General features: G+C 37.4%; 16 protein-coding genes. 14 read left to right on the top strand and 2 right to left on the bottom strand.

What is annotated here, in order from left to right; all coding sequences use genetic code 11:
• The first annotated feature begins 87 nt into the window (after nt 1-87).
• From HQN83_RS08470 to HQN83_RS08445, 6 genes are all read left to right on the top strand, one after another.
• Nucleotides 88-2,205: a S9 family peptidase gene (locus HQN83_RS08470; protein WP_173089899.1), complete on the top strand. Its 2,118-nt coding sequence runs from the start codon at nt 88-90 to the stop codon at nt 2,203-2,205.
• A 26-nt stretch (nt 2,206-2,231) separates the two neighbouring features.
• The gene (locus tag HQN83_RS08465) at nt 2,232-3,041 is read left to right on the top strand and encodes a glycoside hydrolase family 16 protein (RefSeq protein WP_173089898.1); all 810 of its coding nucleotides are present in this window, start codon (nt 2,232-2,234) and stop codon (nt 3,039-3,041) included.
• A 68-nt stretch (nt 3,042-3,109) separates the two neighbouring features.
• Nucleotides 3,110-4,705, top strand: a complete 1,596-nt coding sequence (locus HQN83_RS08460; RefSeq protein ID WP_173089897.1) for a tetratricopeptide repeat protein — start codon at nt 3,110-3,112, stop codon at nt 4,703-4,705.
• A gap of 257 nt (nt 4,706-4,962) precedes the next feature.
• Complete coding sequence (locus HQN83_RS08455; protein WP_173089896.1) at nt 4,963-7,728, top strand: TonB-dependent receptor; 2,766 nt, start codon at nt 4,963-4,965, stop codon at nt 7,726-7,728.
• Nucleotides 7,729-7,760: 32 nt separating this feature from the next.
• The gene (locus tag HQN83_RS08450; protein WP_173089895.1) at nt 7,761-9,014 is read left to right on the top strand and encodes a right-handed parallel beta-helix repeat-containing protein; all 1,254 of its coding nucleotides are present in this window, start codon (nt 7,761-7,763) and stop codon (nt 9,012-9,014) included.
• Between the two features lie 47 nt (nt 9,015-9,061).
• Nucleotides 9,062-10,129, top strand: coding sequence for a phytase (locus HQN83_RS08445; protein WP_173089894.1), 1,068 nt, complete (start codon nt 9,062-9,064; stop codon nt 10,127-10,129).
• A gap of 54 nt (nt 10,130-10,183) precedes the next feature.
• Here the strand turns inward: HQN83_RS08445 and HQN83_RS08440 are convergent, their stop codons facing one another.
• Together HQN83_RS08440 and HQN83_RS08435 are read right to left on the bottom strand one after the other, a co-directional pair.
• Nucleotides 10,184-11,986 (bottom strand): hypothetical protein, encoded by a 1,803-nt coding sequence (locus HQN83_RS08440; protein ID WP_173089893.1) that lies wholly within the window; start codon nt 11,984-11,986, stop codon nt 10,184-10,186.
• A gap of 45 nt (nt 11,987-12,031) precedes the next feature.
• On the bottom strand, nt 12,032-13,861 hold the full coding sequence (locus HQN83_RS08435; protein ID WP_246254393.1) for an AsmA family protein: 1,830 nt from the start codon (nt 13,859-13,861) through the stop codon (nt 12,032-12,034).
• A gap of 112 nt (nt 13,862-13,973) precedes the next feature.
• Here HQN83_RS08435 and miaB point away from each other — a divergent pair, with 112 nt between their 5' ends.
• From miaB to HQN83_RS08395, 8 genes are all read left to right on the top strand, one after another.
• Nucleotides 13,974-15,422 carry a tRNA (N6-isopentenyl adenosine(37)-C2)-methylthiotransferase MiaB gene (gene miaB / locus HQN83_RS08430; RefSeq protein WP_173089892.1) on the top strand — a complete coding sequence of 483 codons (1,449 nt, stop codon included), beginning with the start codon at nt 13,974-13,976 and terminating at the stop codon, nt 15,420-15,422.
• 16 nt (nt 15,423-15,438) lie between these two features.
• Nucleotides 15,439-16,674, top strand: a complete 1,236-nt coding sequence (locus tag HQN83_RS08425) for a sigma-54 interaction domain-containing protein (RefSeq protein ID WP_173089891.1) — start codon at nt 15,439-15,441, stop codon at nt 16,672-16,674.
• An 86-nt stretch (nt 16,675-16,760) separates the two neighbouring features.
• Nucleotides 16,761-17,174 (top strand): LptE family protein, encoded by a 414-nt coding sequence (locus tag HQN83_RS08420; protein ID WP_317172494.1) that lies wholly within the window; start codon nt 16,761-16,763, stop codon nt 17,172-17,174.
• Between the two features lie 33 nt (nt 17,175-17,207).
• Nucleotides 17,208-18,359: a hypothetical protein gene (locus HQN83_RS08415; protein WP_173089889.1), complete on the top strand. Its 1,152-nt coding sequence runs from the start codon at nt 17,208-17,210 to the stop codon at nt 18,357-18,359.
• Nucleotides 18,360-18,373: 14 nt separating this feature from the next.
• On the top strand, nt 18,374-18,736 hold the full coding sequence (gene secG, locus HQN83_RS08410; protein WP_173089888.1) for a preprotein translocase subunit SecG: 363 nt from the start codon (nt 18,374-18,376) through the stop codon (nt 18,734-18,736).
• A gap of 227 nt (nt 18,737-18,963) precedes the next feature.
• The gene (groES, locus tag HQN83_RS08405; protein ID WP_048907794.1) at nt 18,964-19,257 is read left to right on the top strand and encodes a co-chaperone GroES; all 294 of its coding nucleotides are present in this window, start codon (nt 18,964-18,966) and stop codon (nt 19,255-19,257) included.
• A gap of 76 nt (nt 19,258-19,333) precedes the next feature.
• Nucleotides 19,334-20,974 (top strand): chaperonin GroEL, encoded by a 1,641-nt coding sequence (groL, locus tag HQN83_RS08400; protein ID WP_173089887.1) that lies wholly within the window; start codon nt 19,334-19,336, stop codon nt 20,972-20,974.
• Nucleotides 20,975-21,065: 91 nt separating this feature from the next.
• Nucleotides 21,066-21,725, top strand: coding sequence for an MgtC/SapB family protein (locus tag HQN83_RS08395; protein WP_246254385.1), 660 nt, complete (start codon nt 21,066-21,068; stop codon nt 21,723-21,725).
• Nucleotides 21,726-21,736 lie beyond the last annotated feature (11 nt).

Genomic DNA, 21,736 nt, shown 5'->3' with positions numbered 1-21,736 from the left:
TCTTGCTTACATTTTTCGGAAAGTACTTATACTTTAGTAATTTCCGCGGCGCTTAGGCGCATTATTAAAACTAACAGTACCCACAGCATGAAAAAACTATTACTTACCTGTTTAGCGATGTCGTTATTTATTACCAGATCAGAGGCTCAGCTTAAAAAACTTTCTCAGCAGCAAATCTTTGGCGGACAGCCTTCACTAACTAAATCTATTAACACAGTAACCGGCTGGAGTGATGACAATCATTACATCGAAGTGGACTCCAAAGATCATAGTTTGTATGCCGTAGATGTTAAGTCTGGTAAAAGAACACCTTATACTCCACCTCCAAAAAGCAATGTAAATGTAACAGTAAAAGACAATGACGTTTACATTCAATACGGCAAAGATGAAGCAAAACGCTTAACTAATGGCAAGGATGAAGAGAAAAACCCAACCTTATCTCCAGATGGAAAACATGTAGCGTTTACACGAAATAATGATTTGTATTCGGTTGATGTTGAAACAGGAAAAGAGATCAGATATACCAATGATGGGACTGATGTAATTTATAACGGTTGGTCTTCTTGGGTATATTATGAGGAGATTCTCGGCAGGTCTACCAACTACAAAGCTTTCTGGTGGTCGCCAGATAGTAAGAACATTGCATTTATGCGTTTCGACGACACCAAAGTTCCTATGTTTCCAATTAATGGATCGACAGGGCAACATGGTTATACGGAAAAAACACGTTATCCTAAAGCTGGGGATCCAAACCCAGAAGTAAGAGTAGGCTTTGTTCCGGTAACCGGAGGCTCTGTTGTTTGGGCTGACTTTAATGAAAAAGACGATCAATATTTCGGTACTCCTTATTGGAGTTTTGATGGAAGTAATTTAATGGTGCAATGGATGAACCGCGGACAGGACAACTTAAAGTTTTATGCTGTAAACCCTATTAATGGTTCTAAAAAGGAAATCTATGATGAGAAACAACCTTCATGGGTAGACTTAGATTATGATGGTCGTATTGAATATTTAGGTGATAAAAAATATTACATCCTTAAAAGTGATAAAACAGGATGGGCACATTTCTATTTATATACTTTAGACGGAAAGTTGGTAAACCCATTAACTAGTGGTAAATGGCAGGTTACCAACCTTATTCATGTTGACGAAAAAAATAAAGTGGTTTACTTTATGGCGCGTAAAGAAGCTTCGACAAGAACAGATTTTTATAGCGTAAGCTACAATGGTAAAAACTTAAAGCGATTAACATTTGGTGATTATTCTAATCAAGTATTGATGTCACCTAATGGGTCGTATTTTATCACTACCTATTCAAATGTTTCTACTCCAACTAAAAGAACATTACTTAACAATAAAGGAACCATAATTAAAGAGCTTGGCGATAGTAAATCTGATGATTTTGCACAGTTCAACTATGGCAAAACAGAAATGATTAGCATCCCTACTGATGACGGCTATAACTTACCTGCTGTGATCACCTACCCTACTGATTTTGATCAGAATAAAAAGTACCCTGTAGTAATGAGTATCTACGGCGGTCCTAATGCAGGAAACGTAACTAATACCTGGAAAGGAACTGGTGGACAATGGTGGGCTAATGAAGGAATAATACAGATATCTGTAGATCATCGCGCATCAGGTCAGTTTGGTAAAGAGGGCGTTGCTTTAATGCACCGCAACTTAGGTAAATGGGAAATGAAAGATTATACTACTGCCGCCAGATGGTTAAAAGCTAAAAACTGGGTTGATAATAAAAAACTATTAATTACCGGCCATAGCTATGGTGGTTACATGACTTGTCTTGCATTAACTAAAGGAGCTGATGATTTTGATTTTGGTTATGCCGGAGCTCCTGTTACCAGCTGGGAATTATACGACTCTCATTATACTGAGCGCTTTATGGATACCCCACAAGAGAACCCTGAAGGATATAAAAATGGATCAGTATTAACTTACGTTGACAATTACAAAGGCTTACTTAGAATTATGCATGGAGATATGGATGATAACGTGCATATGCAAAACACCATACAATTGATAGATAAGCTTCAAAACGCGAACAAACATTTTGAATTAATGATCTACCCAGGTGGAAGACATGGATGGGGTGGAGTTAAATCTGCTCATGATAAAGCCGAACGTTTCCGTTTTTACTATCAGAACCTTTTGAATAAACCGGTACCAGAAGAGTTGCTTAAATAAATAGTAAATTTTTATCATCTTTAGTTATGAAATTATTTAACTGTTTTATTGGAACTGCATTGTTAATGTCGGCCTTTTCGGGTATGGCACAAACTAAATCCGCACCTCTTGAAAAGGGCAGAACTTTAATATGGAGTGATGAGTTCAATTACAAAGGCCTTCCGGATTCTACCAAATGGGATTATGAGGAAGGATTTGTAAGAAACCGAGAAAAACAGTTTTATACCAGGGCAAGATTAAAAAACTGCTATGTAAAACATGGTAAACTTGTTATTAAGTCGCTAAAGGAAAAATATAAAGATGCTGAATATACGTCGGCAAGTATCAACACACTTGGCAAACAGCAGTTCGCTGGAGATCTCCGTATTGAAATAAGAGCAAAGATCCCATCAGGAAAGGGCATTTGGCCCGCCCTTTGGATGATGGGATCAAATATAAAACAGGTAGGATGGCCTAAATGTGTAGAATTTGACATTATGGAATTTGTAGGCCATACGCCATCAACCATTCATGGAACTCTACATTGGTCGGACACCAGTTTAAAAGATCCTAATGGGCACAAAAGCAGTGGTGCTCATATAAAAATGGATGATATCCATAAAAAATACCACATTTATGGCTTAGAGAGAAAAGGTGATAGTGTAAAAGTTTTTGTTGACAACCAGTACTACTTCAGTATGGCGGCTCCGGCAGCTGCATACAAGGATTCATTTACCTCTCCATTATATCTTCTTATGAATACCGCTATTGGTGGTGAATGGGGTGGTGATATTGACGATTCTATATTTCCTCAAAAGTTCCAAGTGGATTATGTGCGGGTTTACAAATTAGATTAAGGTTACACCTAAAGCGTCAATCGTTTTAACTTAACGCTGAGTTAATACTGTAAGTTTACTTTTAACAGGTGAAGAAACTTACTTTAAATAGTATTACGATTGGTTTAATTCTACTTAGTTTTTCATTACCTGTTTTTGGAGTTTACAATCAGACAGCTACAAAAGGTGATATCAATACACTGATCAAGAAAGATCCCAATTCTGCCTTTATAAATATAAAGGCGCAATTAAATATTGCATTAAAGCAAAATGATCTAATGACTGCTGCAAAATACTATCAATATTTTGGAGAGATATTCTATCATCAGGCAGCCTATTCTCAAGCTATAAATTATTACTACAAGGCAGATCGCATATTCAGAAATCAGAAAGATCAAGCTAATCTGGCTGAAAACCTCAACAAAATAGGAGAAACATATTACTACAGCAGGCAATATAAAACCGCACTGTCTAAATTTCAAGAAGCTTTAAATATCTTCAAAAAGATAGGTAACGGGGCAGGCATAGCAGAGTGTTATGGCCTTATTGGCCAAACCTATGAGAAAAGCAGCAAGTATGAAAGCGCTATGAAATATCAGCAATTAGCTCTTACTGCTTACAAGAAAGAAAAGAACCAAACCGGCATTGCAAAGATTTATGAAAACTTAGGCAGCATTTATGAAGACAAGCTCCATCTTGATTCTGCCCTCAAATACTATTCATTATCATTAAAACTAAATGAAGCCGCAGCAAATGATCTTGCCCAAATAGAAATCGTAAATAACATTGGTGACGTTTACAGAAAAACAGGGCGGTATGCTGAAGCAATGACTTATACCCGCAAGGCCGAACATATGGCCTTAGTTATGAATGACCAATATCAGCTAAGTAGTGCCTATAGAGATTTATCAAAAACATTTGATCTGATTAAAAAATATGATAGCGCCTATCATTACAGCGAGCTTGGCCGTAATATTTTCCTAAAAATCTATACTGCTGACAATAACAAGCAATTAGCCTTACTGCAAACCTTATTTGAAATGCAACAAAAGGACGATGCGATTGTAAGGTTTGAGAATGAAAGAAAGGCAAATCAATATATCATCATTGCTATTGTAATGATCATATTATTATTGGTTCTACTAGGGATAAGTATCATTAGCCGACAGCGCTTAAAGCTCCGAAACGAACAGAAGCTTAATGAGCAAAATAACATGCTTTATGAAATACAGAAGAAAGCAATAAAAGCTGAACTTGAACTTAAAAGCAAGGAATTAACCAACAATACACTTCATGTAATTCAAAGCAATCAGTTTCTGGACGAGTTAAAAGAGGAAATCTCGGCTATGATAAAGGACGAAAAAAGAGATCAGAAAAGACAACTCCAGCAGATCATGATGAAAATAAATCAAAACATTAATCATGACAGGCATTGGAAAGAATTCTCTGCCCTATTTGAACAAATTCATCAGGTCTTTTTTGATAATCTGAAAAGTCACAGCGATGATTTAACAGCAAACGACATCCGTTTAGTAGCTCTTATAAAGATGAATGTAAGTTCGAAAGATATGTCCGTTATTTTTGGAATTTCTCAGGATAGCTTACGTGTTGCGCGTTACCGTCTGCGTAAAAAACTGAACATCCCTCAAGGAGAAAATCTAAGTTCTTTTATACAAACCCTCTAACAAAACCATCACCTCCCAGGGCTTAACAAACTGTTAACATAACGCTAACTGAATGATAATGGCGACTTTAGTTACACACAAACACCTAAACAACAGCAACTTAAAAACATTATGTTCACGCTGTATCCGTTCTGTATACAGCATTTGTAACGCTGTATACATTTTGTACACGCATCAAATATAAAACCTCATTCCTTGATTGACACATTTGCACCATAGTTTAAAAACACAACCACCACAAACAAATTATCAGGAAAATGAAGTCAATTTTACAAGTTCTTTTTTGCTTATTAATGGGTGTTGCCACAGCCAGTGCAACCAGTTTAAAAGGCTATGTTTTTGATCAGAAAACAGGTGAAGCTTTAGTAGGCGCGTCAGTATATCTGGAAAATACTGACAAGGCAGTATTAACAGGATTGGATGGCTCGTTTGAGATCAAACACCCACCCGCCGGAAACTTCACTTTAAAAGTATCGTACATTATGTACAAAGTATTATCTAAACAGATTACAATACTTAAAGAAGATAATCCAACCATCAAAATCTACCTTTCCGAAACGAAGGAGAAAGAATTAAGTGAGGTAGTTATTTCAGCAAAAAATGATGGTTCTGCAGAAAAAACTGCAAGACGTATTGAGCAGAAATCTACCCAACTAATTAATGTCGTATCCGGCAAAGCAATGGAGATCTCGCCCGATTTAACGGTTGCAAATGTTATTCAACGTGTATCAGGAGTTTCAGTTGAAAGGAGCAATAGTGGCGATGGGCAATACGCTATTCTTAGAGGAATGGACAAAAGGTACAACTACACCCTGGTTAATGGAATAAAAATACCTAGTCCAGATAATAAATACCGCTATGTGCCTTTGGATATTTTCCCATCAGAACTTCTAGACAGATTGGAAGTATATAAAACCTTAACCCCGAACCTAGAAGGCGATGCCATAGGTGGTGTGGTAAACATGGTAATGAAAGATGCACCGCAAAAACTACAGATCAATGCAAATCTTGCAGGGGGCTATAGTCAGTTATTTATTGATCGTGATTTCACCACATTTGATGCTTCGTCAGTTCATCCTAAATCTCCATATGAGATTAACGGAAAAGACTACAAAGCTACCCAGGCAGACTTCCCAAGGGGCACTGCAGACTACAAGTCGAGCCACCCCTCTCCTAATATTGTAGGGGGATTATCTATAGGGCAACGTTTTCTTGACAATAAGCTTGGGGTAATCATTGCAGGAAGCTATCAGAACACTTATCGTGGTAGTGACGGCACTTTCTACCGCTCATCTGCAGCCAATGCATCAAACAAATTTGCGACAATCACAAGCATGAATGAACGCCAGTATTCTGAGCAACAGAAACGTTATGGTTTTCATGGCAAGTTAGATTACGCATTTAATGAGAACAACAAACTAAGTCTTTACAATGCTTATGTAGATTTGAATAGCATACAGGTTAGAGAGGAGAAATCTACAGATTTCTCTACCGGTTATGATCCTATAGCAGGAAAAGCACAACTAGAATATGCTACACGATCACGCGTAACAGAGCAACAGATTTACAATAGCACACTACATGGAGAACATCAGATCATTCCTGATAAATTAAAGGTATCCTGGTCGGCCGTTTATTCGTCTGCTAAAAATGAAGTGCCGGATAATACCACCATCACCTTAAGCGGAAAACGTGAGAACTTTATGGATAGCCGTACTGTTGCAAAAACAAACGGAACTACCCATCGTTGGGAACGTAACACAGATGAAGACAAGGCTGGATATCTTGACATCAGCTATAAAGTTCCTGTTGGAGGATTAAAAGTAGAGTTCTCTGCCGGGGGATTATACCGTGATAAACAACGTAGCAGTTTCTTTAACAATTACACCTTAACTCCAGTAAATACTGCTGCTCAATATGGTATTGATTTTAATAATTATACTGAAATAGACTGGACAGTTCAAACTCCGGGTGGAGCGGTAAATAATCCACTCACTTATGATGCTTCAGAAAAACTAGCTGCCGGTTATGGAATGTTTAACATCAGCAAAGATGACATCGAGGTAGTTGGTGGATTACGTATTGAACATACCGATCAAGGTTACACAATGCTTTTCCCTGCCGGAGAACTTCGCCCGAAGGGTAATCAGATTTATACAGACTTTCTTCCGTCTTTAAATGTGAAGTATAAACTGAGCGGAAAGCAACAATTAAGAGCATCCTATTTCCGTTCTTTAAACCGCCCGGGATTTTATGAGCTTATTCCAGGAGGTGTGGTTCAGGATGATTACAAAGAAAAGGGAGATCCGGATCTTAAGCGCGCCATTGCCGACAACTTCGATTTGCGCTATGAATTATTTCCAAACAGTAGTGATCAATTGCTAGTTGGAACATTCTATAAGGCCATTAAAAACCCTATAGAATATAGCTTCCAGGCAGACCCAACCCGTCCGCAGGATACCTATTATTTACCGGGTAATTTCGGAACTGCAAGAAATTACGGTTTGGAAATTGACTATATCAAATTTATAAACCAGTTCGGAATAAAGGCCAACTATACCTATACACATTCCAGAATTACAACTCCAAAAGATCTGTTAACTATAGATCCGGAAACTAATGATTCAAAAAAGATCTCGGTGATGCAATCGCGACCACTTTACGGACAATCTGAACACATTGCCAATCTTTCCCTAATCTATAAAAACAGTAAAAGTGGATGGGATGCACAAGTTTCAGGATCCTATACTGGCCCGCGAATTAATACGGTATCGCAATTTCTGGACAATGACCTTTGGCAAAAAGGCTTTATTCAAATGGACGCATCTGCTGAGAAAAAATTCAAGAAAAACATTAGCATATTCATAAAAGCCGGGAACTTGTTAAACACTCCATCTAAGCTATTTATTAAGGGAATTAACCCAGCAAATGCAGACACAGGCAATCAGTTTGATGGTAAAACACTGATTCGCAATGATTATTATGAGCAAACATATTTGCTAGGCTTGCGCTATAAATTATAAATCAATCTTATTCATTATAAAAGAGAAAAAAAATGAAAGTAAAATATTTATTTATCTACCTGGTCATAGCAACCTCCATCTTTACAGGATGCAAAAAGGCCAATATTGATGTCGATCCTGATACTGGGAATGGAACTGTTGTAGGTGATGTTTCAGGAATCTGGCTAAAAGGAAGTACACAATTCATTAAAGGCGACATTATAATTCCGGAAGGTAAATCTCTAACCATTGAAGAGGGAGTTACCATTATAATGGATACCATTGCAAAGCCGGAGATTATTGTAAAGGGGAATTTATATGCACAAGGTACTGCTGCTCTTCCTATAAAATTCACAGTAGCTGAAGAATTTAGAACTGAGGCAAAAAAATTTGGCAGACTTTGGGGAGGTATTCTTGCTGCACCAAGCTGTGAAGAATTATTACTTGACCATACCATAATAGAATATGCCGGTGCCACCACTTCTGATGCCTCAACTTCTGTTAAGCAACATTTGTACAAAGCAGTTGCAGGAGAAAACTTACCTGCGCTTTGGTTTTCGAATGTAAATGGCAAATTGGTAGTAACAAACAGTATTTTCAGAAACCTACAGGAAGATTGCACTTACATAGACGGGGGTAAAGTCATATTTGCAAACAATTCCTTTTACACTACAGGAGTTACCGGTGGCGAGGCCATCAACTTAAAATCTGGTTGTTTGGCTGATGTAGCCTATAATTTAGTTTACAGCACAAATACCAATGCCTTAAAATTATCAAATAGTGGCGATCGTACGCCACAGGCTTACATTGTGGTTTACAACAACACCATGGTAAATACTGGATGGCGACGCCCTACTGCAAAGGGAGGATCAATCTGGGTAGAGTCAACAGTACGTGTAAGCGTTTACAACAATATGTTTGCGAATACGCGTTTTGGAATTAAGAGAGATACCAAAAAGCCAGAGGATGACAGATCTGTATTTGGGAATAATTACTATTATGGATTTAATCAGACCACTGTTGATCAGTTTCAACCGACAAAGGAAATCATTGCAGGCACTAATGATGTAATCAGTAAAACAGCTGGCGACAATGATCCTATGTTCTCAAACTACCCGCTAAATACTCCTGTTGACAATTCAGCTTTTAATACCTCATGGGACTTTCATTTGAAGCCTGGGTCTCCGGCCCTTGGAAAAGGCACGACAAGTTTTACCAGACATTATGCCTCAGGATTGGTTTTGAATGGAATCACCTACAAATCACCTGAACCATCTGGTTACATTGGCGCATTTGGCACAAACTAATTTATAAATCGAGAGCAAAGAATAAGAAAAATATTAAATCAATACTAATGAATAAATTTAACCTGATTACTACACTTTCGACAATACTTATGTTGTTGAACATTGCCTGTACCCAACAAAAACATGATACTACTGAAGCAGTAAAACCTTTATATGTTACGGAACCTGTACAATTTGATTCTGATGATCCTGCAATATGGGTTAACCCTGAAGATCCTTCCAAATCATTAGTGATTGGTACGGATAAAGATGAAAATGGGGGACTATATGTTTTCGACCTCAAAGGAAAGATCATTAAGGATAAAACTGTAAAAGGATTAAAAAGACCCAACAATGTAGACATTGCCTATGGTCTGGTACTAGGTGGCAAAAAAGTTGACATTGCTGTAGCTACAGAACGAATGACTCACAAACTACGGGTATTTTCTTTACCCGATATGAAGCCAATAGACAATGGGGGGCTACCAGTGTTTGAAGGCGAAACGGGAGAAATGTATAGGGACCTAATGGGCATTGCTTTATATACTAATCCACAGGGGCAGATTTATGCTGTTGCCGGTAGAAAGACAGGGCCAAAGGATGGTTCCTACTTATGGCAGTACTTACTTGAGGACGATGGTTCAGGAAAACTTAAGGCTACACTAAAAAGGAAATTCGGAAAGTACAGCGGCAAAAAAGAGATCGAAGCTATTGCTGTAGATAATGAGCTAGGATATATCTATTACTCAGATGAGCAATTTGGAGTTCGCAAATATTATGCGGATCCTGCTAAAGGAAACGAAGAGCTTGCTCTTTTTGCAAAAGAGGGCTTTACAGAAGATAATGAGGGAATCAGCATTTATAAAACATCGGATAGTACGGGCTATATATTAGTATCTGACCAGTCAGCAAATCATTTTCAGGTGTTTACCCGCGAAGGTGATAAAAGCCCTAACAACCACCCAATGATCACAAGTATCAAGGTTTCAACCAATCAAAGTGATGGTTCTGACATTTATTCAAAACCACTTAACGATGACTTTAAGCACGGTATTTTTGTAGCAATGAGCGATAACAAAACGTTTCAATATTACAGGTGGGAAGACCTGGCAGGTAAATTATTAAAAGTAAATTGATAGTAGATTTATTGTCGCTCGGATTTTAATTTCTGGGCGACAATAATTAAGAAATCATAGCCCATGCTTTTCTCTAATCGCCTTGCGTTTTTGCCTGATAAGTCTGCGCTTTTCTCTATCCGCTTTGATCTTCTCAAATTTTGCGATTTGCTCCCGTATCTTTTTTTCCTTTTCAGGTGTTACACCAACACTATATTTTATCCCCTGAAAAAGTGTTTTCCAAATAAAACTAAAGAATGATGCTGTTTTTTCCCTTTCGAATTTTATTGGTGCAGCTACTAGTACGCCATCTGCTTTAGGATTATCAGAATTAATGATCATTGCGTTTGCCAAAAAAGACATCAAGCCTTGCCTTACTAAATGATCTCTGCCTTCTTCCTTTTTAAGCAGTGCGACAGAAAGATCATTGAAAGCAAATTTAACTTTACCGGTTGCAAGGCTTTCATTAGCATCAATATTAAACTCAAGCTTTTTTACGTGGCCGCTTTTAACTTCAACCATGCCTAGTGGCCGGGTAATTCTATTTAAAACCCTTCCGTCCATACCACCTAAAGTTCCTGAATAAGAAAAAGCGCCGTCTTTAGCTGTAAGATTAAACTTGAATTTCACATCCAATTTACCCTGCCCCATCATATAGCTTGTTAGATTGGCAAACATAAAAGGGTTTTTGTCTTTAATTTTTTCGGAATTGGTGATGTTGGTAATGCTTCCGGAAGTTTTCTCAAAAGTGATTCTCCCCTTTTGCTTACTACCTCTATCAAACTCAGCATAGGTTAAATCTATATCACTTAGATTAAGTTGCTTAACCGTTAACAGCCCATTAACTTTTTGTAATAGTTGATGAGGGTACTTCCCTATCTTAATTTCGGTTCTTTTAGGTAGCTCATTATTATTAAAAACAGAAATGGAACCATTGCTTATATTCATCTCGGTAGCATACAGTTCCTGTTTACGTACATACAAAGGCAGGTTTATCCCTTCCAGGCTAATGTTACTCATTTGGATATCAAACCTATCCTTTGAATAACCGACAGTCTTTCCAAAACTCATTTCATCAAAACGCGGAACAACACTAAAACTCTTGATGTTCAGCTTGCCAGATGATGCCACAAAATCAAGTTGATTAAGGTTGATGTGATATAAACTATCCGGTGTTGCGAAAGTGTAATTATTTAAATTTATCACCACATCTTTAAGCAGATAAAACCGACTGGTATCTCTGACTGAGTTTTTATCAATCAGCCAGTTTTTTAATGTGACGTTAAGATTCTTAATAGAATCGACTTCTGGAATCGCCGAATTTTTATTAACGTATTTGAAGCTTATATTTTTAAGGTCGATGGTTTTTACTTTAAGCTCCTTTACAAATTTAGAAATGTAGTCGTAAGGAGATTTATCGGAAAATGGTTTTTTGAGTTCATTAAATGGCAGCTGTTTATTTACCATTACAATGTTAGGATTATCAAACAAAAGGAGATCAATTTTCACCTTTTTATATCTCAGCAAATCAAAAGGATGGAAATTTTTTATAGCAAGTTCCTTTAGCTGTATATAGTAGATGTTATTTGGCGCATGTTTTAGGCCAACCATCTTCTTTAGGATATTAGTATCCGGTGTAATTTTAACGTCCGATAATGAAGCTCTTCCCGTAATAAAATTAGTGCTGACATCAGAGAATTCTATACTATATAAACTGTCCGTAGAATTTAAAACAAGGTCTCTAACTTGTGCTTTAATTATAGGCTGAAATTTGGAACTTAGGTGCCTGGATGCCACAACCAGCAATAAAATAAAAAAGAGCATGATCCCGGAAACCCATTTAAGTGTACTATAACTCTTTCGGACTTTTTTGATCATAGGCCTTAGTGGTTTAACCTAATATACGAATTTATTAATCAGACGTTATAAATCGGCCTTTTTTCTTTCTGTACGTTCTTTTCTTCTTGCTTCTCTTTTTTCACGTCTCTCTTGTTTTTTATCCTTTATTTTCTCCATTGCTTCTTCAGGTGTTTTTACAGGCACACTCCCTAATCCAACTGTTTCGCGCATGCCTATAAAAATACCTTTCCACAATAAATTAAAAAATGAAGCGGCGGGCGTTCTCTCAAAGACAACTCTAGCTTTTCGAGGAGCGGCGCCTTTACTTGGATTGGCATCTTCAATTAGCAGACTATTTGCTAAGAAAGACAAGAACCCCTTCTTTTTACCAATGCCTCCATTTTCACCCTCTTTAAGAAGCTTTATCTTAAGGTTTTTATAATAGAAGTGAACTACACCTGAAGCCCCTTTCACATTAGCCTGGATATCGAAATCAGTTCCCTGCATTTGCCCGCTTTCAATTTCAACTAAGCCCATGTTTTTTACCATAGGGTTTAAAACCACCATATCCATCGGGCCTACATTTCCCTTATAGCTAAAAGCGGCATTTTTATCTGTTAAATTAAAGTTTATGGTAATATTTATACGGCTTGTTTTCATTACCAAGGCAGTTAATTTAGCAATGGCATGATTGCTCTTTACTAATTGAAGGGAGTCGTTAGTTAGGTTGAGAATATTTCCGCTAAGATTCTGAAAATATACTGTCCCTCTTTTTTGAGTGATCGGATTATACTCTGTATAAGCAACATCGATATTAGACAACTTTACACTATCAATAATTGTTTCAATAGGCAGTCTTTTGAGTGCTATATGAGGGAAGTTTCGAGCCTTATCGAAATTAGGCGGAGCAGGTAATTCTCTATTCACAAAAATACCTGCTTTTGCAGGACCAATACTCAGGCTCCTTGCATATAAATTGCCTTCTGAACTTAATTTAGTAAAATCTACTCCGTTAAAAGCAATCTCATTAAACGTTAAATCACATCGGTCTTTTCCATATTTATATTTCCTTGTAAAGGTAAGGTCCGGGTAAAGAGGAATCATTTGTAAGCCCTTTATACGAATAGCTTTATTTTTTACAGAACCTGCAACAGTATCTATCTTAATTGTGTACATTTTATCTTTACCTGTAGACCGATAACCTGTCAATTCAAAATTGATATCCTTGGTGTAATAAAAACGAGTGGTATCAAACTGAGACAGAGAATCGACAAGTAGGTCATTCACATTGATATTTAAGTGCTTTATAGAATTCAATGGTTTTGAAGTAGCTCCATTGATATAATCAAAATCGGCATCTATTATTTTAATAGTTTTTACATGAATAGATTTTAATGATTTAGAGATTTGATCATACAAACTACCTTTATATGCAACTGTATCTGTTTTTTTTACAACCTTATAATGGATCACATTAATGGAGGGTTGCTCCATGATAATGGAATTCATGGTTATTCGTTTCTTAAAGTAGGCAGTAAGCACGCCTATCCGACTTAATTGAAGGCGTGCCAGCTTTATCTGAAATAGATTAGTTGGAGCAAGTTTAAGCTCTTTTAACTGATTAAAAACAGTCGTATCAGGAGTTAATGTAACGCTATCTAACACGGCGCTACCAGTTATGAGGTTAAGGCGAATATCTCTAAAATCAATTCTATAAAGTTTCTGAGAGCCCTTGTAAACGCCATCTTTGATCTTTTCGGTAAGAAGCGGTTTCCATTTTGCACTAAAATATAAAGCCGCACTTCCAACGACAAGGATCAGGACGGCAACAACGCCTCCCAGCCATTTTAATAATTTGTATTTTCCATATTTTTTAGTCGCCATATATAGTGTAACCTGCAATATCAAGGCCATAATGAAAAATAGAGTTGGCTATTGTCACAAAATATTCATTTAGCATTCTGCCAATTTGTCATTTGTAAATTAAATTACGTATTTTTGAAGCCCATAAAACAATTGACCATTTATGATTGATTTACAGTTGACAGATAAGAAACATGATGAAGAGCGCCAAGGCGAGGCCTTAATTGTTGATGCACCATTGGTGCGCAATGGCCGCAAACTGTATATCGAAAGTTATGGTTGCCAAATGAATTTTGCGGATAGCGAAATTGTTGCATCTATATTATTAGATCAGGGATTTGAAACTACCGGTGACTATAAGGAAGCCGATGTAGTCTTTATAAACACTTGTTCCATTCGTGAAAATGCGGAGCAAAGAGTTCGTAATCGTCTGTCGCAATTTGGTGTAGAAAAGCGTAGAAACCCGAAACTTATTGTAGGTGTTTTAGGCTGTATGGCTGAACGCTTGAAATCTAAATTTCTTGAAGAAGAAAAATTGGTTGATGTAGTGGTTGGCCCGGATGCATACCGTGAATTGCCGCAGCTGTTAAGTGAGGTAGAAAGTGGCCATAAAGCCATCAATGTATTACTATCACGTGAAGAGACTTACGCGGACATTAGTCCTGTTAGATTAAACGGCAATGGCATTACCGCATTTATTTCTATTATGCGCGGTTGCGACAATATGTGTTCTTTTTGCGTAGTACCTTTCACAAGAGGTCGCGAGCGCAGCAGAGATCCGCATTCGATTATGGCTGAGGCTCAAGATCTATTTGACCGTGGCTATAAAGAAGTTACTTTACTTGGTCAGAATGTAGATTCTTACAAATGGAAAGGTACTGATAGTGAAGAAAGCACTGAAATTGAGGTTAACTTTGCTCAATTACTTGAAAAGGTTGCCTTGATTAGCCCTGAATTGAGAATTCGTTTCTCTACCTCACACCCTAAAGACATTACTGACGAAGTTTTATATACTATAGCTAAACACAATAATATCTGCAATTACATCCACTTACCTGTTCAATCAGGAAGTAGCAGAGTATTGGAATTAATGAATCGTACTTACACAAGAGAATGGTACATTAACAGAATTGATGCCATTAGGAATATTATTCCTGATTGCGCAATTTCATCTGATATCATTGCTGGTTTTTGCACCGAAACGGAAGAAGAGCACCAGGAAACACTTAGTATTATGGATTATGTGAAATATGATTTCGCATTTACCTTTAGTTATTCTGAGCGTCCGGGAACTCTTGCAGCACGGAAATTTGAAGATGATATTCCTGAAGAGGTAAAAAAACGCAGATTAAGTGAAATCCTGTTAAAACAACAAGAAACTTCTTTATATCGTTTACAACAATTTGTTGGCAAAACTGTTAGGATTTTAGTAGAGGGCACTTCTAAGAAATCGGATAAAGATTTCTGTGGAAGAAATGATCAGAATGCAATGGTAGTTTTCCCGGCAACAGAAGGGGTTACGGCTGGTCAATATGTTAATGTACATATAGATCGTTGTACTTCGGCAACCTTACTGGGAACTGTTGTAGTTGAAGAACCTGAGATTGTTTAATTAAACACAGATTACATTGGACGTACAAGACATAAAAAACCGTTTTGGGATAATTGGTGGTTCTCCGCTGTTAAACCGGGCTATAGATATTGCCAGACAGGTGGCACCAACTGACATGTCTGTTTTAATTACCGGTGAAAGTGGTAGTGGTAAAGAGGTATTTTCTCATATCATTCACCAAATGAGCACACGTAAACATGGAGCTTTCATAGCAGTAAACTGTGGTGCTATCCCAGAGGGAACAATTGACTCTGAACTCTTCGGACACGAAAAAGGATCTTTTACTGGAGCCCACGAAGCCCGTAAAGGCTATTTTGAAGTAGCTAATGGTGGTACAATATTTCTTGATGAAGTTGCTGAGCTGCCTTTAGGCACTCAAGCCCGCCTGTTACGTATTCTTGAAAGCGGCGAATACCTTAGGGTAGGATCATCCAAAGTACAAAAAACTGATGTAAGGATTATTGCAGCTACAAATGTTGATGTTTATAACCGCGTTAAATCGGGTAAATTCCGTGAAGACTTATATTATAGATTAAATACTGTTCCATTACGTATTCCTGCTTTGCATGAACGTAAAGAAGACATTTATTTATTATTCAGAAAATTCTCTGCAGATTTCAGCGATAAGTACCGCAGTCCGGGTATACAACTTGAACCTGATGCGATACAAATACTAAGCAATTATAGCTGGCCGGGAAATGTAAGACAGTTGAAAAATATTGCAGAACAAATTTGCGTTCTGGAGAAAGAACGAAATGTAAGTGCCGCAGCTTTACTAAACTATATTCCTAATGAAAGCGCCAACAATTTACCTGTAGCAATTAACGGCAATAGTAAAGAAGACTATACAGAAAGAGATATTCTTTACAAGGTTCTTTTTGATATGAAAAAGGACATGATGGAATTGAAAAAGCTTGTAGCTGAAATCATTCAGAGTGGAGGAAATACTTCACACATCATGGCTGACAATCCTCATTACATCAACCAGCTTTATCAAGAGGTAGATCAGACGTTTGGGAATGAACAAGCTACACTGACTATTAAAAAGCCAGTTCAGAATACCCCTGTGGACTACAACTATACCCATGAAGCGGAGGAAGTAGAAGAATCTTTATCATTAATAGACAAAGAATCTGATCTGATCAAAAAAGCCTTAAAGAAACATAAAGGCAAACGTAAATTTGCAGCTCAGGAACTAGGCATCTCAGAACGAACGTTATATAGAAAAATTAAAGAACTGAATTTAAACTAAGGATGAAAAATTTATCTATAATCATATTGTTATTCTTTTTAATCGGGTGCAAAATAAGCCTAGACGGAGCTTCTATTCCCCCTGACATGAAAACAATTAGCGTTAAAGTTTTTGAAAACAACGCTCCATTAGTCGTAGCATCTTTAAGCTCGCAGTTTACAGAGGAATTGAAAACACGTATCAGAAACCAGACGAAGTTAAGTATTACTCCAAATGACGCACAGGCCATTTTCACTGGAAATATTACAGGGTACGGCATCACTCCGGTAGCAATAACAGATAATAAGCAACCTACAGCCGGTGCAAACAGGCTATCAATAACAGTTAATGTTAAATACGTAAACAATCTTGATTCCACAAAAAACTTTGAGCAATCTTTTGAGCGTCATAAAGATTTTAAACTAGCTGGAAACCTTCAAGCACAAGAACCTGGCTTAATTAAAGACGTTACTGCTCAGCTCACTGAAGATATTTTTAACAGAGCTTTTGCACAATGGTAGGCTAAAGTAGAGATCAATTATTAACTTAGCAACGTGGAGCAGGATATAAATATTAAAGAACAGCTAACAGGATTCATTGCCGTACCTGAGAAAGTATCTCAGTATGATATAGCTATGCTAAAAAATCTTGCAGAGCAGTACCCTTATTTTCAACCTGTTCATCTTCTACTTGCCAAAGCTACCTTAAACGCAGATGAAAGCAATCGTAGCCTAGCTACTGCTGCTTTATATACTAATGGCCAGTTACTGCATAACTTTCTTCATGAAACGGAAAGCCTGGAATCAGTTAATTTCAATATCATTAACTCTTCTTCTTTCGGTGTTTTTGACAATAATCCTGAAACTTTAGATGAGGTTATCATTGATGAAGTGCCAGCGGAATCGGAAGAACTCAAGGTAACAGATGACCAGGAGACTTTTGACGAAATTGGCGAAGTTAATATACATGACTATAAAGCGCATGAAATTGATCAGCCTCCAATTAATGAAAACAAAGAGAACCCAGAGGACGATCTTGTATTAGAGAATATCGTTGCTACAGACTTCTTTGCATTTCAGGAAAACTTTAAGGTTGAACCTTTATCTGAAACAATAGCATTCACAGAGCCCCAGATAGAAGAATATAAAGAAGAGGAATCCATCACTGAAGAGGAGCCGATTATAATCAGCAAATATGATGATGATCAGTTGCCTTATACGTTTTTATGGTGGCTGGCGAAAACAAGGAAAGAGCATCAGCAAATATTTCAACCTTATGCTTCACCTAAACAAGTTAAACATCACCAGGAAGCTAAACCTGATAGAAATAGAAAATCCAATGAGCTTCAGCAGCAATATGTGGAGAACATATTTCACATGCAAAGCCCGTTTGAAGAAGAGGAAGAAAGCGAATATTCTCCCAATGAATTCAGAAATCGCTCAAAAGGCGATGAAATTATTGAAAGCTTCATAAAGAATGAGCCTCAGATAAGTCCGCCAAAACCGGAACAAATCAACAACGAAAACAAAGCGAAAAAAAGTGCAGAGGATCATAATGACCTGGTATCTGAAACGCTGGCAAACATCTATATTGAGCAGATGCTTTATGACAAGGCCATAGAGACTTATGAAAAATTAAGTTTGATGTTTCCAGAAAAAAGCCGTTACTTTGCCGACCTTATTCAATCGATAGAAAAAAAAATTTAACAACCTAACATACTATGCTTTTCTTAATTATTTTATTAATCATCATTTGTATTGCCTTAGCGCTATTTGTTTTGATACAAAATCCTAAAGGTGGTGGTCTGGCAACAGGCGGATCTGGCAGTAATATGTTTGGTGTTCAACGTACAGGCGACGTTTTAGAAAAAGGAACCTGGATTTTATTAGCCCTTGTTGTAGTGGTTACTTTATCAATTACAACTATTGCTAAATCTGGAGGTTCTTCATCAACTGGAGCCGGTTCTAAAATTCAAGAGCAACTTGACAAAACTCCTACTCCATCTCCAATTGGAGGCGGTGCAACTACAGCTCCTGCTCCGGCAAATACGCCACCAGCTGCTGCTGACACTACAAAAAAATAAGTTCTTATATCCATAAGAATGCAAAATCCCGGCAGGTTTAATACCTTCCGGGATTTTTTATGCCCCTGCCACTCTGACACAAAAATAGTTTACGATAATCCATTAGCTGACAAGGCTACGTAAATTTGTCAACCTTAAGCGCGTTGGCATAAAAACTGATATGTTCTTTCCTGCGTAATTAATTTACTTTTACATTTATAAATCTAAAAACAAAACAATAATAAGTTATGGCTTTAAACTTTAAACCTAATGCAGATAGAGTAGTTGTTGAAGCTGCTGCTGCAGAAGAAAAAACAGCTTCTGGTATTTATATCCCTGATACCGCTAAAGAAAAACCTCAACAAGGAATCGTAGTAGCTGTTGGACCTGGTAAATATGCTGACCAAACCGGAAATCTAATCCCATTAAGTGTTAAGGTTGGTGATCAGGTTTTATATAGCAAATATGGTGGCACTGAAGTTACCATTGAAGGTACTGAGTATTTAATTATGAGAGATTCTGATATCTTAGGAACTCTTTAATCCAAGTATAATTATTGAAATGAAATTGGCTAAGCCTTAACTCGTCTTAGCTTAAACAAGAATCAAAAAAAATAAAATGGCAAAACAAGTAAAATATAATGTAGAAGCCCGTGACGCGCTGAAAAGAGGCGTTGATATTTTGGCTAATGCTGTAAAAGTAACTTTAGGACCTAAAGGTCGCAACGTAATTATTGACAAAAAATTTGGCTCACCTGCTATCACTAAAGATGGTGTTACGGTAGCTAAAGAAATTGAATTGAAAGATCCAATTGAGAACATGGGTGCTCAAATGGTTAAAGAAGTAGCTTCTAAAACTGCTGATATCGCAGGTGATGGAACTACAACTGCAACTGTTTTAGCTCAGGCAATTGTAACTGCAGGTATTAAAAACGTAGCTGCGGGTGCAAATCCAATGGACTTAAAACGCGGTATTGATAAAGCCGTTACTGCTATTGTTGAGAACTTAAAAGCTCAATCACAAACTGTAGGTGAAGACAACAACAAAATCAAACAAGTTGCGTCTATCTCTGCAAACAATGACGAAGTTATCGGTGCATTAATCGCTGAGGCTATGGGCAAAGTTGGTAAAGATGGCGTTATCACTGTTGAAGAAGCAAAAGGTACTGAAACTGAAGTAAAAACAGTTGAAGGTATGCAATTTGACCGTGGTTACTTATCTCCATATTTTGTAACCAATGCTGATAAAATGGAAGCGGAATTAGAAAACCCTTACATTTTGATCTATGACAAAAAGATCAGCAACATGAAAGAATTGTTGCCTGTATTGGAAAAACAAGTTCAAACTGGTAAACCTCTATTGATCATCGCTGAAGATTTAGATGGTGAAGCTTTAGCTACTTTAGTAGTTAACAAAATCCGTGGTTCTCTGAAAGTTGTTGCTGTTAAAGCTCCAGGTTTCGGTGACAGAAGAAAAGCAATGTTAGAAGACATCGCTATCTTAACTGGTGGTACTGTTATCTCTGAAGAAAGAGGTTATAAATTAGAAAATGCTGACCTTACTTATTTAGGTACTGCTGAGAAAGTTATTGTTGACAAAGACAATACTACAATCATCAATGGTGCTGGTCAGTCTGAAGACATCAAAGCTCGTGTTAACCAGATCAAAGCTCAAATTGAGACTACTACATCTGATTATGACAAAGAGAAATTACAAGAGCGTTTGGCTAAATTAGCTGGCGGTGTTGCAGTTCTTTATGTTGGTGCAGCTTCTGAAGTTGAAATGAAAGAGAAAAAAGACCGTGTTGATGATGCTTTACATGCAACTCGCGCAGCGGTTGAAGAAGGTATCGTAGCTGGTGGTGGTGTTGCTTTCATCCGTGCTATTGAAGCATTAGATGGCATGAAAGGTTCAAATGATGATGAAACTACTGGTATCCAGATCATTCGTCGTGCTATTGAAGAGCCTTTACGTCAGATTTGCCAAAATGCAGGTATCGAAGGTTCTATCGTTGTACAAAAAGTTAAAGAAGGTAAAGCTGACTTCGGTTACAATGCCCGTACTGATGTATATGAAAACTTAATTGCTGCTGGTGTTATCGATCCAACTAAAGTTGGTCGTGTAGCATTAGAAAATGCAGCTTCTATTGCAGCTATGTTATTAACAACTGAAGTTGTTTTAGCTGATGATCCGGAAGATGCTCCTGCAGGTGCTGGTATGCCTCCAATGGGTGGTGGTGGTATGGGTGGAATGATGTAATCATCATTTCCCTTACACTTAAACAAAAAGACCCGCTGAGAACAGCGGGTCTTTTTGTTTTAAATCTTTGTTATATTTAGATAGTTAAAATATGATGGAGAATATCTTAGAAAACAGTCATTTCATTACAGCTACTGAAGTGAATAAATTTTTAATGGCAACATTGCTATGTGGTTTAATTGGTGCTGAGCGAGAGTTTAGAAGCAAACAGGCTGGATTAAAGACAATGATTATGATTGGCCTTGGTTCTACCCTCTTCACAATTCTATCTGTAAAAATTGGACTTAGCAGTCATGACCGTATAGCCTCCAATATTGTTACCGGCATAGGCTTTTTAGGAGCGGGAGTTATCTTCAAAGAAGACAATCAGGTCAAAGGTTTAACTACTGCCTGTGTAATATGGATTGTAGCGGCAATTGGGATGGCTATTGGGGCTGGATATTATGAACAGGCAATTGGAGTAACTCTGGTGGTTCTTGTAGCATTATTCACTTTTCCCTATCTGGAAGAAATGGTGGAACAGCGCTTTACCAAAAGGGTCTACAGAATAGTTAAAAGGTTCGAAAATGAAAGCCTAGAGAAGTATGAAGAGGACATTAAAACTTCTAAACTAAAACTCACCAGAGGCAAACAGGAACTCGCCAACGGCATCATTAGTGGAACATGGATAGCTATAGGGAGTCCTAAAAATCACAAAAGATTTGTAGATCGGATGCTTGAGGATAGAAATATCATAGCATTTGACTTTTAAGTTTTAGCTTT

This window comes from Pedobacter foliorum, assembly GCF_013266735.1.
Taxonomy (GTDB): domain Bacteria; phylum Bacteroidota; class Bacteroidia; order Sphingobacteriales; family Sphingobacteriaceae; genus Pedobacter; species Pedobacter foliorum.
Note: the sequence above shows the minus strand (reverse complement) of the source record. Positions and strands in the feature narration are given on the sequence as shown.

What these genes read in the sequence shown, in the direction of transcription:
- groL (WP_173089887.1), top strand. Translation starts at nt 19,334, where the DNA reads ATGGCAAAACAAGTAAAATATAATGTAGAAGCCCGTGACGCGCTGAAA.
- HQN83_RS08440 (WP_173089893.1), bottom strand. Translation starts at nt 11,986, where the DNA reads ATGATCAAAAAAGTCCGAAAGAGTTATAGTACACTTAAATGGGTTTCC.
- HQN83_RS08435 (WP_246254393.1), bottom strand. Translation starts at nt 13,861, where the DNA reads ATGGCCTTGATATTGCAGGTTACACTATATATGGCGACTAAAAAATAT.
- HQN83_RS08465 (WP_173089898.1), top strand. Translation starts at nt 2,232, where the DNA reads ATGAAATTATTTAACTGTTTTATTGGAACTGCATTGTTAATGTCGGCC.
- HQN83_RS08420 (WP_317172494.1), top strand. Translation starts at nt 16,761, where the DNA reads ATGAAAACAATTAGCGTTAAAGTTTTTGAAAACAACGCTCCATTAGTC.
- secG (WP_173089888.1), top strand. Translation starts at nt 18,374, where the DNA reads ATGCTTTTCTTAATTATTTTATTAATCATCATTTGTATTGCCTTAGCG.
- HQN83_RS08445 (WP_173089894.1), top strand. Translation starts at nt 9,062, where the DNA reads ATGAATAAATTTAACCTGATTACTACACTTTCGACAATACTTATGTTG.
- HQN83_RS08395 (WP_246254385.1), top strand. Translation starts at nt 21,066, where the DNA reads ATGATGGAGAATATCTTAGAAAACAGTCATTTCATTACAGCTACTGAA.
- groES (WP_048907794.1), top strand. Translation starts at nt 18,964, where the DNA reads ATGGCTTTAAACTTTAAACCTAATGCAGATAGAGTAGTTGTTGAAGCT.
- miaB (WP_173089892.1), top strand. Translation starts at nt 13,974, where the DNA reads ATGATTGATTTACAGTTGACAGATAAGAAACATGATGAAGAGCGCCAA.
- HQN83_RS08450 (WP_173089895.1), top strand. Translation starts at nt 7,761, where the DNA reads ATGAAAGTAAAATATTTATTTATCTACCTGGTCATAGCAACCTCCATC.
- HQN83_RS08455 (WP_173089896.1), top strand. Translation starts at nt 4,963, where the DNA reads ATGAAGTCAATTTTACAAGTTCTTTTTTGCTTATTAATGGGTGTTGCC.
- HQN83_RS08470 (WP_173089899.1), top strand. Translation starts at nt 88, where the DNA reads ATGAAAAAACTATTACTTACCTGTTTAGCGATGTCGTTATTTATTACC.